Consider the following 15,438-nt stretch of genomic DNA (forward strand, 5'->3'; position numbering starts at 1 on the left):
CCGGGTTCAGGCCCCGACGGTGCTCTTCGTGGCGAAGGGGATCTGGTCGGGCGGTTCCGGTGCGGCCGGGCCGCCCGACGGGTGCGTCCAGAGGCCGTCCGCGGCCAGCAGCGGCAGCACGCCCTCGCCGAACCAGTACGCCTCCTCCACATGGGGGTGGCCCGACAGGATGAACTCGTCGATGCCGAGGCGGTGGTACTCGGCGATGCGGTCGGCGACCTCGCGGTGGCTGCCGACCAGGGCCGTCCCCGCGCCGCCGCGCACCAGGCCGATCCCCGCCCAGAGGTTGGGGGAGACCTCCAGGCCGTCGCTGCTGCCTCCGTGCAGGGCGAGCATCCGGCGCTGGCCCTCGGACTCGCTGCGCGCCAGCCCCGTCTGGACGGCTCGGACGGCCTCCGGGGAGAAGCCGCTGAGCAGCCGTTCGGCTTCGGCCCAAGCGGCGTCGGCGGTGTCCCGCGCGATGACGTGCAGCCGTATCCCGAACCGCACCGTGCGTCCCTCGGCCGCCGCCAGCCCGCGGATCCAGGCGATCTTCTCGGCCACCTTGGCGGGCGGTTCCCCCCAGGTCAGATAGACATCGGTGTGCCGGGCGGCGACGTTGCCGGCGGCCGGCGACGAGCCGCCGAAGTAGATCTCGGGCACCGGATCGGGCAGTCGCGCCAGCCGGGCGTCCGCGACCCGCAGATGCTCACCGGTGAAGTCCACCGATGCGCCCCGCCACAGCGACCGGACGATGGACAGGAACTCGCCGGTGCGGACGTAGCGGGCGTCCTTGTCCAGGAAGTCCCCGTAGGCGCGCTGCTCGTGGCTCTCACCGCCGGTGACCACATTGAGCAGGAGTCTGCCCTGAGAGTGGCGTTGGAAGGTGGCCGCCATCTGGGCGGCCAGGGTGGGAGCGATCATGCCGGGCCGGAAGGCCACCAGAAACTTCAGGCGCTCGGTCTCCCGGGCGAGCATGGCGGTCGTGAGCCAGGCGTCCTCACACCAGGCGCCAGTGGGCGTGAGGGCCCCGACGAACCCCAAATCCTCGGCGGCCCGGGCGATTTGCGTGAGGTAGCCGAGGGTGGCGGGCCGGTTTCCGCCGGCGGCTCCGGCGGGCAGGCCGTGGCCGCCGCCGACCACATGACGGCTGTCGCCGTAGGTGGGCAGGAACCAGTGGAAGGTGAGGGGCATGGGTGTCTCCGTTCGGCCGCGGCGGCAGGGGAGTGAGGGGAAGGGACGGGGCGTGGCGGGCGCGGCGGCTCAGAGCAGGCCGTGGCGGGGCGGCAGGGTGGCGTTGAGTACGTAGCGGCCGATGTGCTGGACCTTCCAGCGGGCCGGGTCGTGCAGGGTGTGCGTGCGGGCGTCGCGCCAGTGCCGGTCGAGGTTCAGTCCGCTCAGCGCCGACCGGGTGCCCGAGACCTCGAACACCGCGCTGCCGCTCTCCACGGCGACGTCGGCGGCGAACGCCCTGGCCGCCGCGACCGCGATCGAGGCATCGGCCGCGCTCTCGTCGGTGAGATCGGCCGCGGCCGCGTCCACCGCCCGGCCCGCGGACGTCAACAACGCCTCGGCGGCCCGTAGGCGAAGGGAGAGTTCGCCGAACCGCTGGATCAGCAACGGGTCCTGGTCGGCCCGCTCGAAGCCGCTCTCGAACCAGGGGCGGCTCTTGGTGCGGACGAACTCCACCGCCTCGGCCAGCGCGCCGCCGGCGATCCCGACGTCGATCGCCGCATGGAGCAACTGCGCAAGGGCGCCGTGCAGTTGTGGTCCGGTGAAGGTCAGATGATGGGGAACCACTCGGTCGGCGGGCACCACGACACCCTCCAGCCGGACGGAACCGCTGGCGGTGGTGCGCTGCCCCATCCCGTCCCAGTCGTCCACCACCGTCAGCCCGGGAGCGTCCCGCGGTACGTACGCCACGTGCAGTTCCTCGCCGGCCGTCCGGGCCAGCACCGGAATCCAGTCGGCGAACAGCGCACCGGTGGCGTAGTGCTTGACCCCGGTCAGCCGGTACGCGCCGTCGGGGAGCGGGTCGAGCCGGGTGCGGATGTCCTGGATGTGCTGGGTGCCGGCCTCCGACTGCGCGTTGCCGAACCGGCGGCCCGCCAGCAACTCGGCGAAGAAGAACTTCCGTTGTTCCTCGGTGCCCTGCCGGCGCAGCACGTTGACGTACGCGAAGTGGCTCTGCGGGATCTGCGCGAGGCTGGAGTCGGCCGTCGCCAGCAGCCGGAAGACCTCGGCCAGCGTCTCGGCCCCTACGTCGGCGCCCCCGTAGGCGGCCGGGACGGTGACGGCCAGCAGCCCACTGGCCGAGAGGCGGTCGAGTTCCGCGCGGGGCAGCCGCCGTGCCGCGTCCCGTTCGGCCGCGCCGGAGCGGAACTCGACGGCAAGTGCGGTGGCGGCGCGCAGCGCCTCGGCGTCGTCGGCGATCACCTGGGCGGGGGAGGAGGGGTGCGGAGTGCTCACAGCGGTTCTCCTGGGTGCGGGGCGCGGTCGGGTCAGTGGGTGCCGGCCAGCAGCGAGCTGCGGCCCAGGGCGGCGGAGAACGTGCCGAGCACCTGGTCGAGGGCGGCGGCGGTGCTCTCCTCGACCTGCACGGAGCCGTCCTGGGCGACGTCGATGTGCCGGTCCAGCACGAACCAGCCGGGGACGATGTGGTCCGCGCCCATCGACGACAGCACCGGGCGCAGTGCGTAGTCGATGGCCAGCACATGCGCGGTGGAGCCGCCGGTGGCGAGCGGCAGCACGGTCTTGCCGGCGAGCGCGTACTGCGGGAGCAGGTCGAGCAGCGACTTGAGCAGGCCGGAGTAGGCGGCCTTGTAGACCGGAGTGCCGATCACGACGCCGTCGGCCCGGTCGAACAGCTCGGCGGTACGCACGATGTCCGGATGGTTGAACTGGGCGCCCAGCAGGGCTTGCGGGGACAGCGTCCGCACGTCCAGCGGGACGACCTGGTGCCCTTGGGCCGTCAGCTCCTCGTCCAGGTGGCGCAGGAGGCGGGCGGTGCGCGAGGTGGGGGAGGGACTTCCGGAGACGGACAGGACGGTGGCCATGGATGCTCTCGCTTCGGGGGTGTCGGCGGGGTGTCGGCAGGGGAGGGCCCGGTGTGCCGCCCGCGGTGGGCGGCACACCGGGGACCTGGGCGGGTCAGGAGTACCAGGTCGGCTCGGGCAGCTCTCCGGTGAGCACATGCCGGCCGACCTCACGGCGCTTGTACGCCACGGGGTCGTGCAGGGTGTGGGTGCGCACATTGCGCCAGAAGCGGTCCAGGCCCTCGCTGCTCGCGGTGGCCCGCGCACCGGTCACCTCGAAGATCCCGTTGGTGATCTCCAGCGCGACGTCGGTGGCTCGGGCCTTCACCGCGGCCACCCGGACCTCGAACTCCCCGCGGGCGCGCGGGGTGACGTCGTCCGGGGCGTCGTGCAGCCGCTGCCCCTCCTCCGCCACCTTGTCGGCCAGCGCCTCGACCGCCCACAGCTTCGCGGTCAGGTCGCCGTAGGCGTCGACGACGTAGGGCTCGTCGACCGCCTTCGCGTGGCCCCCGTGCAGCCACGAGCGGGACTTGGTGCGGGTGTAGGTGGCGGCGGTCTCCAGCGCTCCCGCCGCGATGCCCAGATAGAAGCTGACGAAGACCAACTGGATGGTGGGAACGTTGAGGGTGTTGTAGACCCTCGGCTGGAACTCCTTGTCTACGAACCCGGCGGCATCGGTCCAGGGGACGCGGACACCGTCGAGGGTGACACTGCCGGATTCGGTCAGCCGCTGGCCGATGTTGTCCCAGTCGTCGTGGAAGGTCAGCCCTTCGCTGTCGGACGGCACGATGGCGAAGAGGTGCTTGTCGGTGCCCTCCAGCACCCCTTCCAGCACGGTGACGTCGGAGACCTTGCTGCCCGTGGAGAAGGTCTTGCCGCCGGTGAAAGTGAGGGTGTCGCCCTCGTCGCGGACCACGACGTCGTTGTCCCGGGGGTTCACCGCGCCCCCGAAGAACCAGCGGTTGCGGGCGGCCTCGGCCTCCACGTGCTCCCACTGCGCGCGGGTGGCGACCAGTCGGGCCGCCCAGTTCCACAGGTAGTGGTAGCCGAGCAGCTGCCCGAGGGAGCCGTCGGCCTTGGCGACCTCACGGATCACCCGGTACGCGGTCGTCCAGTCCTGGCCCGCGCCGCCGTGATCCACGGGGCCGAGCAGGGTGACCAGGCCGGCGTCCTTGAGCAGCTGGATCTCGGTGTGCGGAGTGGCGCCCGCCTTGTCGCGGGCCGCGGCGTCGGTGGCCAGGACGGCGGCGGCCTCGGCGGCCCGTTCGATCCAGCCCTGCGGGCCGGCGGGGGCCGGACGGGTCTGCCACTCGGACGGTGCGACGGTGCTCATGGATCCTCCTGAAGGGGTGCGGGGGAGGGGCGTGCGGAAGCGCACGCGGGGGCGGGAAGGTCAGGACAGTGCGGAGGAGGCGGGATGTCCGGCCGGTTCCCCGTCGGGCAGATCGGCCTCCAGTTCGCGGACGAGCGGGAGCACGCGCTTGCCGAAGTACTCCACCTCCTCCAGGTAGTGCAGAAAGCCGAGGAGGAAGAGGTCCACGCCGAGCCGCTTGTACGCGACGATGCGCTCGGCGATCTGTTCCGGCGTGCCGATCAGGCCGGTGCGGAAACCGTCGTTGTACTGGACGAGGTCTTCGAACGAGGAGTCCTGCCACATGCCCTTGCCGTCGGCGGACGACCGGCCGGCCTGTTTGACGGCGGCGCCGAACCCTTCGACCGCCTCGGTGTCTGCCTTGGCCACGATCTCCCGCAGCGTCTCGCGGGCCTCGGCCTCGGTGTCGCGGGCGATGAGGAAGCCGTTGAGCCCGAAGCGGGGCCGGGGCCGGCCCGCCTGCGCGGCGGATGCGGCGACGTCGTTCAGCTGCTCGGTGACGCCGGCGAAGTCCTTGCCGTTGCTGAAGTACCAGTCGGAGACCCGTCCCGCCATGGACCTGGCGGCGGTGGAGTTGCCGCCCTGGAAGATCTCCGGGTGCGGCCGGTCCGCCGTGTTGACCGGTTTGGGCTTGAGCGAGAAGTCCCGGATCCGGTAGAAATCGCCGGCCAGCTCGGCGTGGTCCTCGGTCCAGATGGTGCGCAGCGCGGTGATGAACTCCTCCGCGCGCCGGTAGCGCTCGTCGTGCTCCAGCCAGGGTTCGCCGAGCGCGGTGAACTCGCCCTTGAACCAGCCGCTGACCACGTTCACGGCGAACCGGCCGCCGGAGATCTGATCGGCGGTCGCCCCCAGCTTGGCCAGCACCCCCGGATGCCAGAGGCCGGGATGCACGGCGGCGATGACCTTGAGTTTCTGGGTTGCCAGCAGCAGGGCGAGGCTGAAGCCGGTGGACTCGTGCTGGAACTCGGCGCCGTAACTGGCCATGTAGCGCACTTGGCTGAGCGCGTACTCGAAGCCGTTGTTCTCGGCGAGCCGGGCCAGTTCGCGGTTGTACTCGTAACTCCAGTCGGTGCGTTGCTCGATGCGGCTGGTGACCAGGCCACCGCTGACGTTGGGCACCCAGTAGGCGAAGCGGGCCGGCTCTGTGGACGGCGGGACGGACATGGGGGACTCCTGGTACGTGTGCGAGAAGGCGGGCGCGGCGGAACGCGGCCCGGCGCTCGTGTGCGGACACGGCGAAAGGTGCCGAGGAGAAAGGTGCGAAGGAGGAAGGTGCGAAGGAGGGAGGCGCCTGGCGGGAGGCGCCTGGCGGGAGGGGGCTGCGGTCGGCCCTACGGCCGGTGGCCGCCCGCGCGGCGGCGATACACGGCCCGGTCGGGCCGGGCGGGCATCACGGAGGCGGGCACGTGGGACCGGTGGGAGATCCGGATCGTTCCGGTCGTCCGGGCGGCCGGACGGGCCGAGAGAGCGAAGGGGGAGTTGTCCCTCAGGCTTCGCAACAACAGAAGGCGCTGAAGACGCGCGCGAGGTCGATGTGACGTCGCTGCGTCAGAGGCCGTTGCGCCGTGATCGGTGCAGACTGGGAGATGCGCACGGCACCGAGGTTACGCACCGGGTGGCATCCGGGTCGAGTAGGCATTCACGAGGGACTGATAGGTTTTCCCTTCCACTCCGAGCCGGTTCCCCATCTCCTGCGAGGCGCACCGTGCGGATCGAACAGCTTCAGTACATCGAGGCGGTCACCCGCCTGGGATCGCTGCGCCGGGCGGCCGAGGAGCTGCACCTGTCCCAACCGGCCCTGAGCGAGACGGTCCGCAATCTGGAACGTGAGCTGGGTGTCGCACTGCTGGACCGGAAGCGGTCCGGGGCGAAGATCAGCGAGGACGGCCGGGAGCTGCTGCCGTACATCATCGACGTACTGGAATCGGTCGACAGGCTGCGCGGCGCCGCCGACCACCAGCACCACACCACGCGGATGGTCCGGCTCGGCACGGTCAACGCCGCGACCGTGCCACTGCTGGTACCGGTGGTGCGCGAGTTCCGCGAGCGGCACCCGGAGACCCAGGTCGAGGTGGTCGGAGCGCAGCAGGCCGACATCCATCGGGCACTGCTGGAGGGCAGCTACGACCTCGGGCTGGTGAACTACCTGGAGGGCGACGATCCCCCGCCGGACGTCGAGACGACCGAACTGCTGCGCGCCCGGGCGGTGGTGTGCATGCGCCCGGACAGCCCGCTGGCCGCACTGAGCACCGTCCGCGTCGCCGACCTCCTCACGGAGCCGCTGATCACGATGCGCTCCGGCTATGTCATGCACCGATACGTCCACCGGCTGCTGCGTGGCCGCACGCCCTCCTTCTCGTACTCCACGGACGGTGCCGAGATGGGCAAGCTGATGGTGGCCGAAGGTCTCGGCTCGACGGTGCTGCCCGCGTACAGCGTGGTGGGTGATCCCCTGGAGCGGCAGGGCTCCCTCACCTGGCGACCGCTGGCGGACGACGCCACGGACGTACTGATGGTGATCCAGCGCCGCCCGTCCGGTTCCGTACCGCGGGCGGTGCGCACCCTGCACCAGCTCTTCGTACGCCACGGCGCGGCGCACGGCGATGCGGCCGGCAAGCCGGGCCGGGTGACCGGGACGGCTTGAGCGGCGGGGCGCTCGCGGGACGCCGCGGATGAGGTCCGCCATGGCCGACGAGGTGCGCAGGCTGTCCAGGGGCCATCGGGCAGGCGTGTTCGGGGGTGATCACCGCGTCCGCTCGTACACGGTCACCCGGCGTCCCCCGGTCCCGGTGCCGGCGGACCGGGTGAAGTGGCTCCTGAGAACGGCGCGTTTGACCAGGTCGCGGGGTGTCGACGGCGCCGGCGAGGAGACGATGTCACTGACCACGACGATGCGCCGGTGGGCCAGCATGGCGGCCCGTATGCGTCCGGGTGCCGCCTCCACGCCGTACAGGGTCCCCGAGGCGACGGGGTCCTGGCCCAGCGCGAGATCGTCCAGTCCGCGGAAGGCGGCGGGCGTGACGAGTGCGGCGTCCCGTCGCTGGTCGGGCAGGAACACCAGGCCGTCTCCAGGGCGGGCGAGCGCCGCGACCGCGCGGGCCGTCACCCGGACGTCGTCCGTCCGGCTCGTCGGGGACCGCAGCCCCAGTTCCAGGGGCAGCAGCGCCACGAAGACGATGGCCACGACCCCGGCGAGCAGCGCTTCGCCGCGCACCCGCGTCCAGCCGCGGCCCCGGCAGTACGCCAGGGCCGCCTGCACCGTCCAGGCGACGGCGGGGCCGACGAGGAGCGCCACCCCGAGGTAGGCGAAGAGGACATAGCGGTCGACGTACAGCGGTTCGACGAGAAAGGAGGCGAGCAGCAGGCCGAGTTGCGGAACGGCCAGGAGCGGCAGCCCCACCGACGCCGGCGACAGTGTCGTACCTCCGGGGTGCGGCACCCGGGCACACACCAGCGCGATCACCAGCATCGCGGTCACCCCCAGCAGGGTGACCGCCGAGGCGGGCTCTATCCACGCCACCTGATCCGCCTGCGGACGGCTGGCGAGAACGAGCGGCAGCGTACCCGCCACCGTCACGATGCCGGCCGCCAACCACCGCTTCGCCGAAGAGCGTTCACCGGCACGCCAGGCGTGGGCGACGATCACGCCGTGCGCCGCCAACGCGAGGAGCGAGAGCCAGTTGAGCAGTCCGGTGACGAGCATGACAGCGGCATAGCCGGTCCAGCGCCGGCCCCATGTGGCCCGCCGCCCTCGGCCGCCGGTCGACGGTACGGGCCCCGCCGCCCCCACCGCGCCCACCAGGAGCCAGGTGGCCACCGCGACCCCCGCCGTCACCAGACCGAAGGAACGCCCCTCCTGTGCATACCGCTGCATCACCGGGAGCAGCGCCACGACCAGGCCGGCTGCGAGGCCGCCCATGGGCCCGGCGAGCCGGCGGCCGGTCGCCGCGGTGGCGGACGCGGCGACGACCACGCCGAGCACCGAGGGCAGCCGCAGGGCCGCCGGACTCGCTCCGAAGACCTCGAACACGACGTGCATCAGCAGGTAGTAGAGCCCGTGGACGATGTCCACATGGTCGGTCAGATGCCCTATCGCGGGTATGGACCGCTGGGCCGCTTCCCAAGTGGCCGCCTCGTCCCGCCATATCGCGCCCTGTCGGGACAGGCCCCACAGGCCCAGCCCGAGTGCCAGCAGTGCGGGCGTCCCGGGCACCACCCAGGCCGGCCACCGGTGTGCTCCGACGGCGGTCGGCGCGGCCCTTCGTGCGAGGGCGGTGGTGGATCCGGCATCGAGATCGAAAGACATGTCGGACACTCTATGCTTCATCTATACATCAGGTGTATAGGTGGAGTGCCGTTCGGTGTCGACGGCGACCGGAGCGGCGATGGTGCGGGGCGGGGCGGTGCAGGGCGGGGCGGTCGCATCATCGCGGCATCGTACGGCGGGACGGGCAACTTCCCCGATTCCGCTCGCCGTTGGGGTGCGGTTCAAGCACCTCTGCGGCCGACGTACGGTGTCCGGCCGGCGAGTTGCCCCGGTCGCCGCTCCGGAGGTGCCCGGTTCAGCAGGCGCCGAGGTCCTGCCAGACGCCCCATTCACCGGTGGTGCCGGGCTCCTCGCCCGTCGTCCACCACTTGGCCTGCCAGCCGTGGCCCTGGTGCGAGACCTTCTGGCCGCCGGTGTAGACCGTGCCGGTGGCCCACGGGGCGGCGGTGCACGGGTCGCCGGTCCCGCCCGTGACCGTCAGGGCGTAGGTCGTCGTATGACCGCCCGAGGGGCCCGTTCCAGGTGGCCCAGTCGTAGACCTCGGCCGCGTCGGCCGGTGTGAACGTCTCGGCCGGGCCGAAGTCGTCGACGCCGGGCATCTCGGTGACGCCGATCATGCCCCACAGCTGGGCGGCGGACCTGTTCGGGTAGAGCCGCGCGAGCTGGTCGTACAGCCCCTGGGCCGCGGTCCGGGTGTCGTCGGCCATGTCGTGGGTGGCGTTGTCGTAGTAGTCGAACGTCATGATGTTCGCGACGTCGACCCGCGCGCCGTTGCGCACCGCGTTCTCGAGTACGGCGAGCCAGCTGGAGGCGAGGCCGCGGGTGGTCGTCGGCAGCGTGTAGGAGATCTCGACCTTGCGCCCGTCGGCCGCCGCCCAGTCCTGGACGAGCTTGATCGCCTTGTTCCGCCGGTCGATACCGGCGGCGTTGTCCAGGGAGTCGACCTCCACGTCCATGTCGAGCCGGGAGACGTCGTAGGTCGTGATGACCTTCTCGTAGGCGGCGGCGATCCGGTGGACATCGGTGCAGCTGTCGGCGATCTCGGTGCCGGTGGTGTCCGCCGCGTAGCCGCCGAACGACGGGATGGCGTCGCCGCCGTTCGCCTGGAGGGTCTCGATGTCGCCGCCGAAGGCAAGAGAGGACTAGACCAATCGGTCTGAGGGGTGGTCGCGCTCCTGACCAGGGCACGCTCGGCGGACTGGACCACCCCGCTCGCGATCGGCGGCCGGCGGGCCCCTTCGCTCGGGTCGGACCGGAACAGGGACCGGGCCCGGACCGCGATGCGGTGGTTTCCCGGGATTCATGCCGCGTGCCCGGGGCAGACGAAGTTCACCCTCGACGGCGGGCAGAGACACCCCTGGAGGCACCGACGGACTCGACAACTGCGATACCGCGCATCGGGCGGCACGCCGCCCGGCGAGGCGCCCACCGCACCGCGGTCCGGCGTCGCGGGTACCCGACCCCGACCTGACCACGTACCACGTACCTCATACCTCCCACCCGACCGTGTACCTCGTCGAAGGGATCCCCACCGCATGACCGAGACCCGTCGCACCGCCCCGACAGCCCCCGTCTACCAGGCGGACGCCTTCCTCCGCGACGGCCGCTGGCATCTCGAAGTGTCCGGCCTCGAGAGCGAACTCGACACGGGCGACACCGAAGCGCTGCTCGTCACCCTCTGGCCCGCCACCGCGACACCCGACGGCGACGCCTTCCCGGCAAGCGCCCTCCGCGACCAGCTGCTCGACAACGGCTTCACCATCGCCGACCGGGACGAGGTCGACGCCGGCTGGAAGTCCACCGGTGACCAGGGGCGTTACACCGTCCGCTGCCGTCGCACACGCCGAGCGGCCTGAGCCGCTTCCCGCCGTCGGGCGCCGGCCCTGGCCGGTGAAGTCCTGGCCGCGTGCAGAAATGCGTGCGATGGTGGGGGGCAAATGAGTCTTTCCTGGCCCGTGACGATGCGGGTGCCAGGTCACCGGAGCTGCCGATCGCCCTCCCCGGGCCGTCAGCGCCGCCATCGTCGGCCGGCCCCGGAGCCGGTCGCTTTGGGCTCCCGAACCTCACCAAAGGGGGCGTCCACATGCTGCACCACACCACCACCGTTGAGGGCACCACGGCAATCGTCGCCGTGCACACCGACATCGACTACGACATGTGCGCGGAGCTCCAGAGCACCACGGCGGGCCTGCCGCCCGCGGTCACACAGATTTCGCTGCGGATGGACGACGTCTCGTTCATGGACATCTCCGGGCTGCACCTTCTTGAGGGGCTGCGGTCCCGCACCCGGGCACTGGACGGCCGGCTGGTGGTCGACGGGATGGGCCGTCAGCCCGTGAGCCTGCTGCGGCACGCCGCCGCCGCCTTTCCCGGCCACGGCTGGGAGGAGTTCCTCCGCGCCGGCTGACCCGAGGTGATCCCGGCCCGCCGGGAACGCCGACGGGCGCCGGGCCACGAACGCCCGGCGCCCGCCCGAAGCGGTCGGCCCGTCAGTACCGGTCGACGAGCAGGCCGTCGCGGAGCTTGGTCAGGGTGCGGTTGAGCAGCCGGGAGACGTGCATCTGGGAAACGCCCAGTTCGTCACCGATCTGGGACTGCGTCATCTCCTGCCCGAAGCGCAGCTCGATCAGATGGCGCTCGCGCTCGTCGAGCTTCTGCACCAGCGGCGCGAGGGCGTGGAGGTTCTCGACGGTCTCCATCGCCGGATCGTCCTCGCCCAGCACATCGGCGAGGGGGCGGCGCTGGTCCGAAGGGGAGGGGTCGGCGGGTGTGTCGAGGGAGCCCGCGGTGTAGCCGTTGGCCGCGACGACGCCCTCGATGACCTCTTCCTCCGACAGCTCCAGATGAGCCGCCAGTTCACGGACCGTCGGGTCGCGGTCGAGCTTGATGTGCAGCTCTTCCTTGGCCTTGGCCAGGTCGCTGCGCAGCTCCTGCAGGCGGCGGGGGACGTGCACGGCCCAGCCGGTGTCCCGGAAGAACCGCTTCATCTCGCCGAGGATGTAAGGGACGGCGAAGGTGGAGAACTCCACCTCACGCGAGAGGTCGAACCGGTCGATGGCCTTGATCAGGCCGATGGTGCCGACCTGGATGATGTCCTCCATGTCGTCGCCGCGGTTGCGGTAGCGGCGGGCCACATAGCGCACCATCGACATGTTCATCTCAATGAGGGTGTTACGTGCGTACTGGTACTCGTGGGTGCCCTCTTCGAGTACCTGGAGCCGGTCGAAGAACCGCTTCGAGAGCTCGCGCGCGTCCCGCGGCGCCACCGCGCTCGGGCACACGATCTCCGGGAGGCCCACGGCCGGTTCCAAGTCCTGCTCGATCACGCTGTCGTTCACGACGGTGGTCATCTCGCCCTCCTGCTCACCCGACACGCTCGGGTGTTGCAGCGCGCGCCTACCCGCAAAGTGCCGGGTAATGCACACGATGTTGTTCTTCGGTGATGTGATCTACCCCGCACTCGGCCGGACGGGCCTCCCGGGGAGGTGTTCCGCTCCGGGAGGCCGTGCCGTCAGCGGGCTGTGGGAGCGGGGCCGTTCACCACAGCCGAAGCGCGGCGTGGATGCATTTGCCCCCGGCCGTCGGCGTGATGGCGAGGGACGTCGCGAGTTGGCGCACCATCGGCCAGCCGTAGCCACCGATGGCCGCCACCGGGCGGTCGCCGGGAAGCGAGGGGTGGACGGGGCTGGCGTCCTCGACCGCTACTTCGAATCGGTCGTCCACGACGCGGGCCGTGAAGGCGGTGAGGCCACCGGCGTGGCGCAGGGCGTTGGTGACGAGTTCCGAGGTGATCAGCAAGGCGTCGGTGAGCACCACCTCGTCGACGGTCCGGAGGCAGATCTCCAAGAGGTCATGGACACGATCGCGCGCTTCGGCTGCCGTCGTGGGTATCTCCGCTGCCCGTGTCACCCTTCACCTCCTCCGCGGCGCATGCATCGGCCTCTGCCTGCTCGCCTACCCGCCCCATGGCGAATCCTGCACCGGCCACCAGCCTGCCACACGACCGAATCCGGATCGCGGTCGCGCCGAGCCGCCGCCGGGCCCCCGTGCGGTCGGTCGCGCCGCAACCTGATTCCGCTGGACAGGTCGCAGAGCCCTGGACACCCCCGGCGACCAGGGGCGGTCGGGGATGTCCAGGGCGACATATGTGCCTCCGCTTTGCGGAGTCGAGGCGGTGGGCGCCGGTCCGGAGACGGACGGGTGGGCCACAGCGTCACGCTGTGGCCCACCCGCACCTCTTACGGTCAGTCCTTGAAGGCGTCCTTGACCTTTTCCTTGGCCGCACGCAGATCCCCCTTGGACTTCCGGGCGGATCCTTCGGCGGTGGCGCTTTCGTTGCCGGCCGCGCGGGCCGCCTCCTTTTTGGCCTTGCCGGTGAGCTGCTCCGCCTTGGCCTTTGCCTTTTCTTCCGCGCTCATTTCTGAGTCCTTTCGCTGTCGAAAGTCTTCCGCCTCGAATGCTGTGGCTGACGGCCGGAACTCCGGAAACGACTGTGGAATCGGCCGATGGTGCACGCAGGGAACGGGGGGTTTTCCCGTCGAGCTGTTCACTGTGGAGCTCTCCGTGAGCCGGACGGCTCGCGGCGGCATCGGCTCCGCACCACATGATTCCCTATGTGCGCGGAATCGCAACCGCGGCGGGAGAGCACGCGCCGTACGGCGCCGCAATCGTCGCGCCCGGCTACCAGCGATACCAGCGGCCACGCTTCCCGCCGGCGCCGGCCGAGCGCATCACGAACCCCAGTGCCCAGATGACGAGCACCACCACGGCGACGATCCACAGGGCCTTGAGGGCGAATCCGGCACCGAAAAGCAGCAGTGCGAGAAGAAGAACGAGCAGCAGGGGAACCATGGTTATCAACCTCCAAGACCACGTGTGCCCCCCTTTTGAATTACCACACTGGCGAGGGGCGAGTGAGGTCCGCACTCGCCCGGGAGCGAAGACCATTTCAGCGCCGCTGCCGCTGCCGCTGCCGCTGCCGAATGCCGCGCCGCAGTGCGGTGCCGTGTCCCCGCCGCCGCCCCCGCCCGGCATCGGCCCCTCAGCCGGTGTCGCCCGCGCTGCGGATGAATTCCTTGGCCTTCGCTATGGCGAAACCCCAGCCCTGCTCCACGGTGGGTTTGGGCGGCAGGGAGATTTCGTCGGGGTTGGTGAGCACGTCCAGGAGCACCGGACCGTCGGTGGCGAACGCCTTCCGCACGCCGTCGGCGAGATGCGCGGGATCGGTCACGCTGATGCCCGTGATCCCCAGTGCCGTGGCGAGGGCCGCGAAGTCGGGGTTGTCGAGCTCCGTTCCGAACTCCGGCAGACCCGCCTGCTCCTGCTCCAGTTTGACCATGCCCAGGCGCCGGTTGTCGAAGAGCACGAGCTTCACCGGCAGGCGGTAGGTGCGGATGGTCAGCAGATCACCCAGCAGCATGCTCAGCCCGCCGTCACCGCAGAACGCCACGACCTGCCGGTCGCGGTCGAGGAACTGCGCCCCCAGCGCCTGCGGCATCGCGTTCGCCATCGACCCGAGGTTGTAGGAACCCAGCAGGCGTCGCGATCCGCGCATGCGGACGAAACGGGAGAGCCAGACGGTGGCCATGCCGGTGTCGGACGTGAACACGGCGTCGTCGGCGGCGACCTGGTCGACGGCCGACGCCAGGGCCTCCGGCCGGACCAGATGCCGGCGGTTGTCCAGCTTGGACCGCACCTTGCCGAGGAGCCCGTTGTCGTGGCCGGGCGCGGCCAGCTTCAGCTGCGACCGCTGCCACTGCTCGAAACGGCCTCGGGCCTGCTCCAGATGGTCCGCCGCCTTCCGCTCCGTCACCTGGCCGAGCAGGCCGCGCACGGTCGGCCCGACGTCCCCGACCAGCGCGACGTCCACGGGCACCCGCCGGCCTATGTGCTCGGCCTCGACATCGACCTGGATGACCTTCTTGCCCGTCGGATACCACTCCCGGTACGGAAAGTCCGTGCCCAGCATCAGCAGCACATCGGCGTCGTCCAGCGCCTTCGCGGCCGCGGGATTCCCGATCAGGCCGGTCTGGCCGACCTCGAACGGATTGCCGTCCTCGAACCCCTCCTTGGCCTTCAGGGTCAGCACCATGGGCGCGGCCAGCCGTTCGGCGAGCCGCAGTACGTCTTCGCGCGCGTCCCGGGCGCCGCGGCCGACCAGCAGGGTGACCCGGTCGGCCGCGTCCAGGAGACCGGCGGCCTCCTCGAGCACGGGGTCGTCGGGACGGCTGCTCGCCCGAGGCGACGCGAAGCGGGGCTCCCGGTCGTCCGGGACCTCCCGGTCGCCGATGTCCCCGGGCACGGTCAGCACCGCCACGCCCTTACGCGTCAGCGCCGCGCGCACCGCACTCTCCAGCAGGGCGGGCAACTGGTCCGGGGACGCGACCGTGGCGCGGAAGACGGCGACGTCCCGGAACAGCAGATCGTTGTCCACCTCCTGGAACGCGTCGCTGCCCAGTTCGGCCAGCGGCACCTGCCCGGCGATGGCCAGGACGGGGGTGTGGCTCTTGGCCGCGTCGTAAAGGCCGTTGAGCAGATGCACGGACCCCGGCCCGACGGTCCCCATGCACACTCCCAGGGTCCCGGTCAGCTGGGACTGCGCCCCCGCGGCGAAGGCCGCCACCTCCTCGTGCCGGCAGCCGACCCACTCCGGGCCGTCGGCACGCCTGATGGCGTCCGTCAGCGGGTTGAGAGCATCCCCGACCACCCCGAACACCTGCTGAACCTGCAGCTGGGCCAGTGCGTCGACGATGACCTGGGCGACGGTGCGAGGCATGGAAGGTCCC

The 15,438-nt window shown here is 71.2% G+C and carries 14 protein-coding genes and 1 pseudogene; 3 read left to right on the forward strand and 12 right to left on the reverse strand.

The genetic code is table 11. The features are described 5' to 3' along the window. Positions 1 to 6: 6 nt before the first annotated feature. The 5 genes from ACGFML_RS16235 to sfnG all read right to left on the reverse strand — a co-directional run bounded on the left by ACGFML_RS16235 (position 7) and on the right by sfnG (position 5,550). On the reverse strand, positions 7 to 1,173 hold the full coding sequence (locus tag ACGFML_RS16235; RefSeq protein ID WP_393544138.1) for an LLM class flavin-dependent oxidoreductase: 1,167 nt from the start codon (positions 1,171 to 1,173) through the stop codon (positions 7 to 9). Between the two features lie 69 nt (positions 1,174 to 1,242). After that, positions 1,243 to 2,448, reverse strand: a complete 1,206-nt coding sequence (locus tag ACGFML_RS16240) for an SfnB family sulfur acquisition oxidoreductase (RefSeq protein ID WP_393544140.1) — start codon at positions 2,446 to 2,448, stop codon at positions 1,243 to 1,245. Positions 2,449 to 2,480: 32 nt separating this feature from the next. Continuing rightward, the gene (gene ssuE / locus ACGFML_RS16245) at positions 2,481 to 3,035 is read right to left on the reverse strand and encodes an NADPH-dependent FMN reductase (protein ID WP_393544142.1); all 555 of its coding nucleotides are present in this window, start codon (positions 3,033 to 3,035) and stop codon (positions 2,481 to 2,483) included. A gap of 94 nt (positions 3,036 to 3,129) precedes the next feature. Further along, positions 3,130 to 4,347 carry an acyl-CoA dehydrogenase family protein gene (locus ACGFML_RS16250; protein ID WP_393544144.1) on the reverse strand — a complete coding sequence of 406 codons (1,218 nt, stop codon included), beginning with the start codon at positions 4,345 to 4,347 and terminating at the stop codon, positions 3,130 to 3,132. Between the two features lie 60 nt (positions 4,348 to 4,407). Next, complete coding sequence (sfnG, locus tag ACGFML_RS16255) at positions 4,408 to 5,550, reverse strand: dimethylsulfone monooxygenase SfnG (RefSeq protein WP_393544145.1); 1,143 nt, start codon at positions 5,548 to 5,550, stop codon at positions 4,408 to 4,410. A 541-nt stretch (positions 5,551 to 6,091) separates the two neighbouring features. Between sfnG and ACGFML_RS16260 the strand changes: the two genes are divergently transcribed. After that, positions 6,092 to 7,030 carry a LysR family transcriptional regulator gene (locus ACGFML_RS16260; protein ID WP_393544147.1) on the forward strand — a complete coding sequence of 313 codons (939 nt, stop codon included), beginning with the start codon at positions 6,092 to 6,094 and terminating at the stop codon, positions 7,028 to 7,030. A 99-nt stretch (positions 7,031 to 7,129) separates the two neighbouring features. Here the strand turns inward: ACGFML_RS16260 and ACGFML_RS16265 are convergent, their stop codons facing one another. Together ACGFML_RS16265 and ACGFML_RS16270 are read right to left on the reverse strand one after the other, a co-directional pair. Then, positions 7,130 to 8,692, reverse strand: coding sequence for a hypothetical protein (locus ACGFML_RS16265; RefSeq protein ID WP_393544149.1), 1,563 nt, complete (start codon positions 8,690 to 8,692; stop codon positions 7,130 to 7,132). A gap of 256 nt (positions 8,693 to 8,948) precedes the next feature. Beyond that, a pseudogene (locus ACGFML_RS16270) lies at positions 8,949 to 9,786 on the reverse strand (carbohydrate-binding protein); the annotation flags it as partial. Between the two features lie 402 nt (positions 9,787 to 10,188). Here ACGFML_RS16270 and ACGFML_RS16275 point away from each other — a divergent pair. Both ACGFML_RS16275 and ACGFML_RS16280 read left to right on the forward strand, forming a co-directional pair. Then, positions 10,189 to 10,509 (forward strand): hypothetical protein, encoded by a 321-nt coding sequence (locus tag ACGFML_RS16275; protein WP_393544151.1) that lies wholly within the window; start codon positions 10,189 to 10,191, stop codon positions 10,507 to 10,509. A gap of 227 nt (positions 10,510 to 10,736) precedes the next feature. After that, positions 10,737 to 11,060, forward strand: coding sequence for an STAS domain-containing protein (locus tag ACGFML_RS16280; RefSeq protein ID WP_393544152.1), 324 nt, complete (start codon positions 10,737 to 10,739; stop codon positions 11,058 to 11,060). An 82-nt stretch (positions 11,061 to 11,142) separates the two neighbouring features. Here ACGFML_RS16280 and ACGFML_RS16285 read toward each other — a convergent pair whose 3' ends face one another. From ACGFML_RS16285 to ACGFML_RS16305, 5 genes are all read right to left on the reverse strand, one after another. Next, the gene (locus tag ACGFML_RS16285; protein WP_393544154.1) at positions 11,143 to 12,003 is read right to left on the reverse strand and encodes an RNA polymerase sigma factor SigF; all 861 of its coding nucleotides are present in this window, start codon (positions 12,001 to 12,003) and stop codon (positions 11,143 to 11,145) included. A 187-nt stretch (positions 12,004 to 12,190) separates the two neighbouring features. After that, a complete protein-coding gene (locus ACGFML_RS16290) occupies positions 12,191 to 12,562 on the reverse strand; it encodes an ATP-binding protein (protein WP_393544156.1) in 372 nt (123 codons plus the stop codon). Between the two features lie 335 nt (positions 12,563 to 12,897). Then, positions 12,898 to 13,071, reverse strand: a complete 174-nt coding sequence (locus ACGFML_RS16295; protein WP_393544157.1) for a CsbD family protein — start codon at positions 13,069 to 13,071, stop codon at positions 12,898 to 12,900. 262 nt (positions 13,072 to 13,333) lie between these two features. Further along, a complete protein-coding gene (locus ACGFML_RS16300) occupies positions 13,334 to 13,504 on the reverse strand; it encodes a hydrophobic protein (protein WP_393544159.1) in 171 nt (56 codons plus the stop codon). Positions 13,505 to 13,694: 190 nt separating this feature from the next. Continuing rightward, positions 13,695 to 15,428 carry a thiamine pyrophosphate-dependent enzyme gene (locus ACGFML_RS16305; RefSeq protein ID WP_393544161.1) on the reverse strand — a complete coding sequence of 578 codons (1,734 nt, stop codon included), beginning with the start codon at positions 15,426 to 15,428 and terminating at the stop codon, positions 13,695 to 13,697. Positions 15,429 to 15,438: the final 10 nt, after the last annotated feature.

Origin of the sequence: Streptomyces sp. NPDC048650, from assembly GCF_043199095.1 — a bacterium.
Taxonomy (GTDB): domain Bacteria; phylum Actinomycetota; class Actinomycetes; order Streptomycetales; family Streptomycetaceae; genus Streptomyces.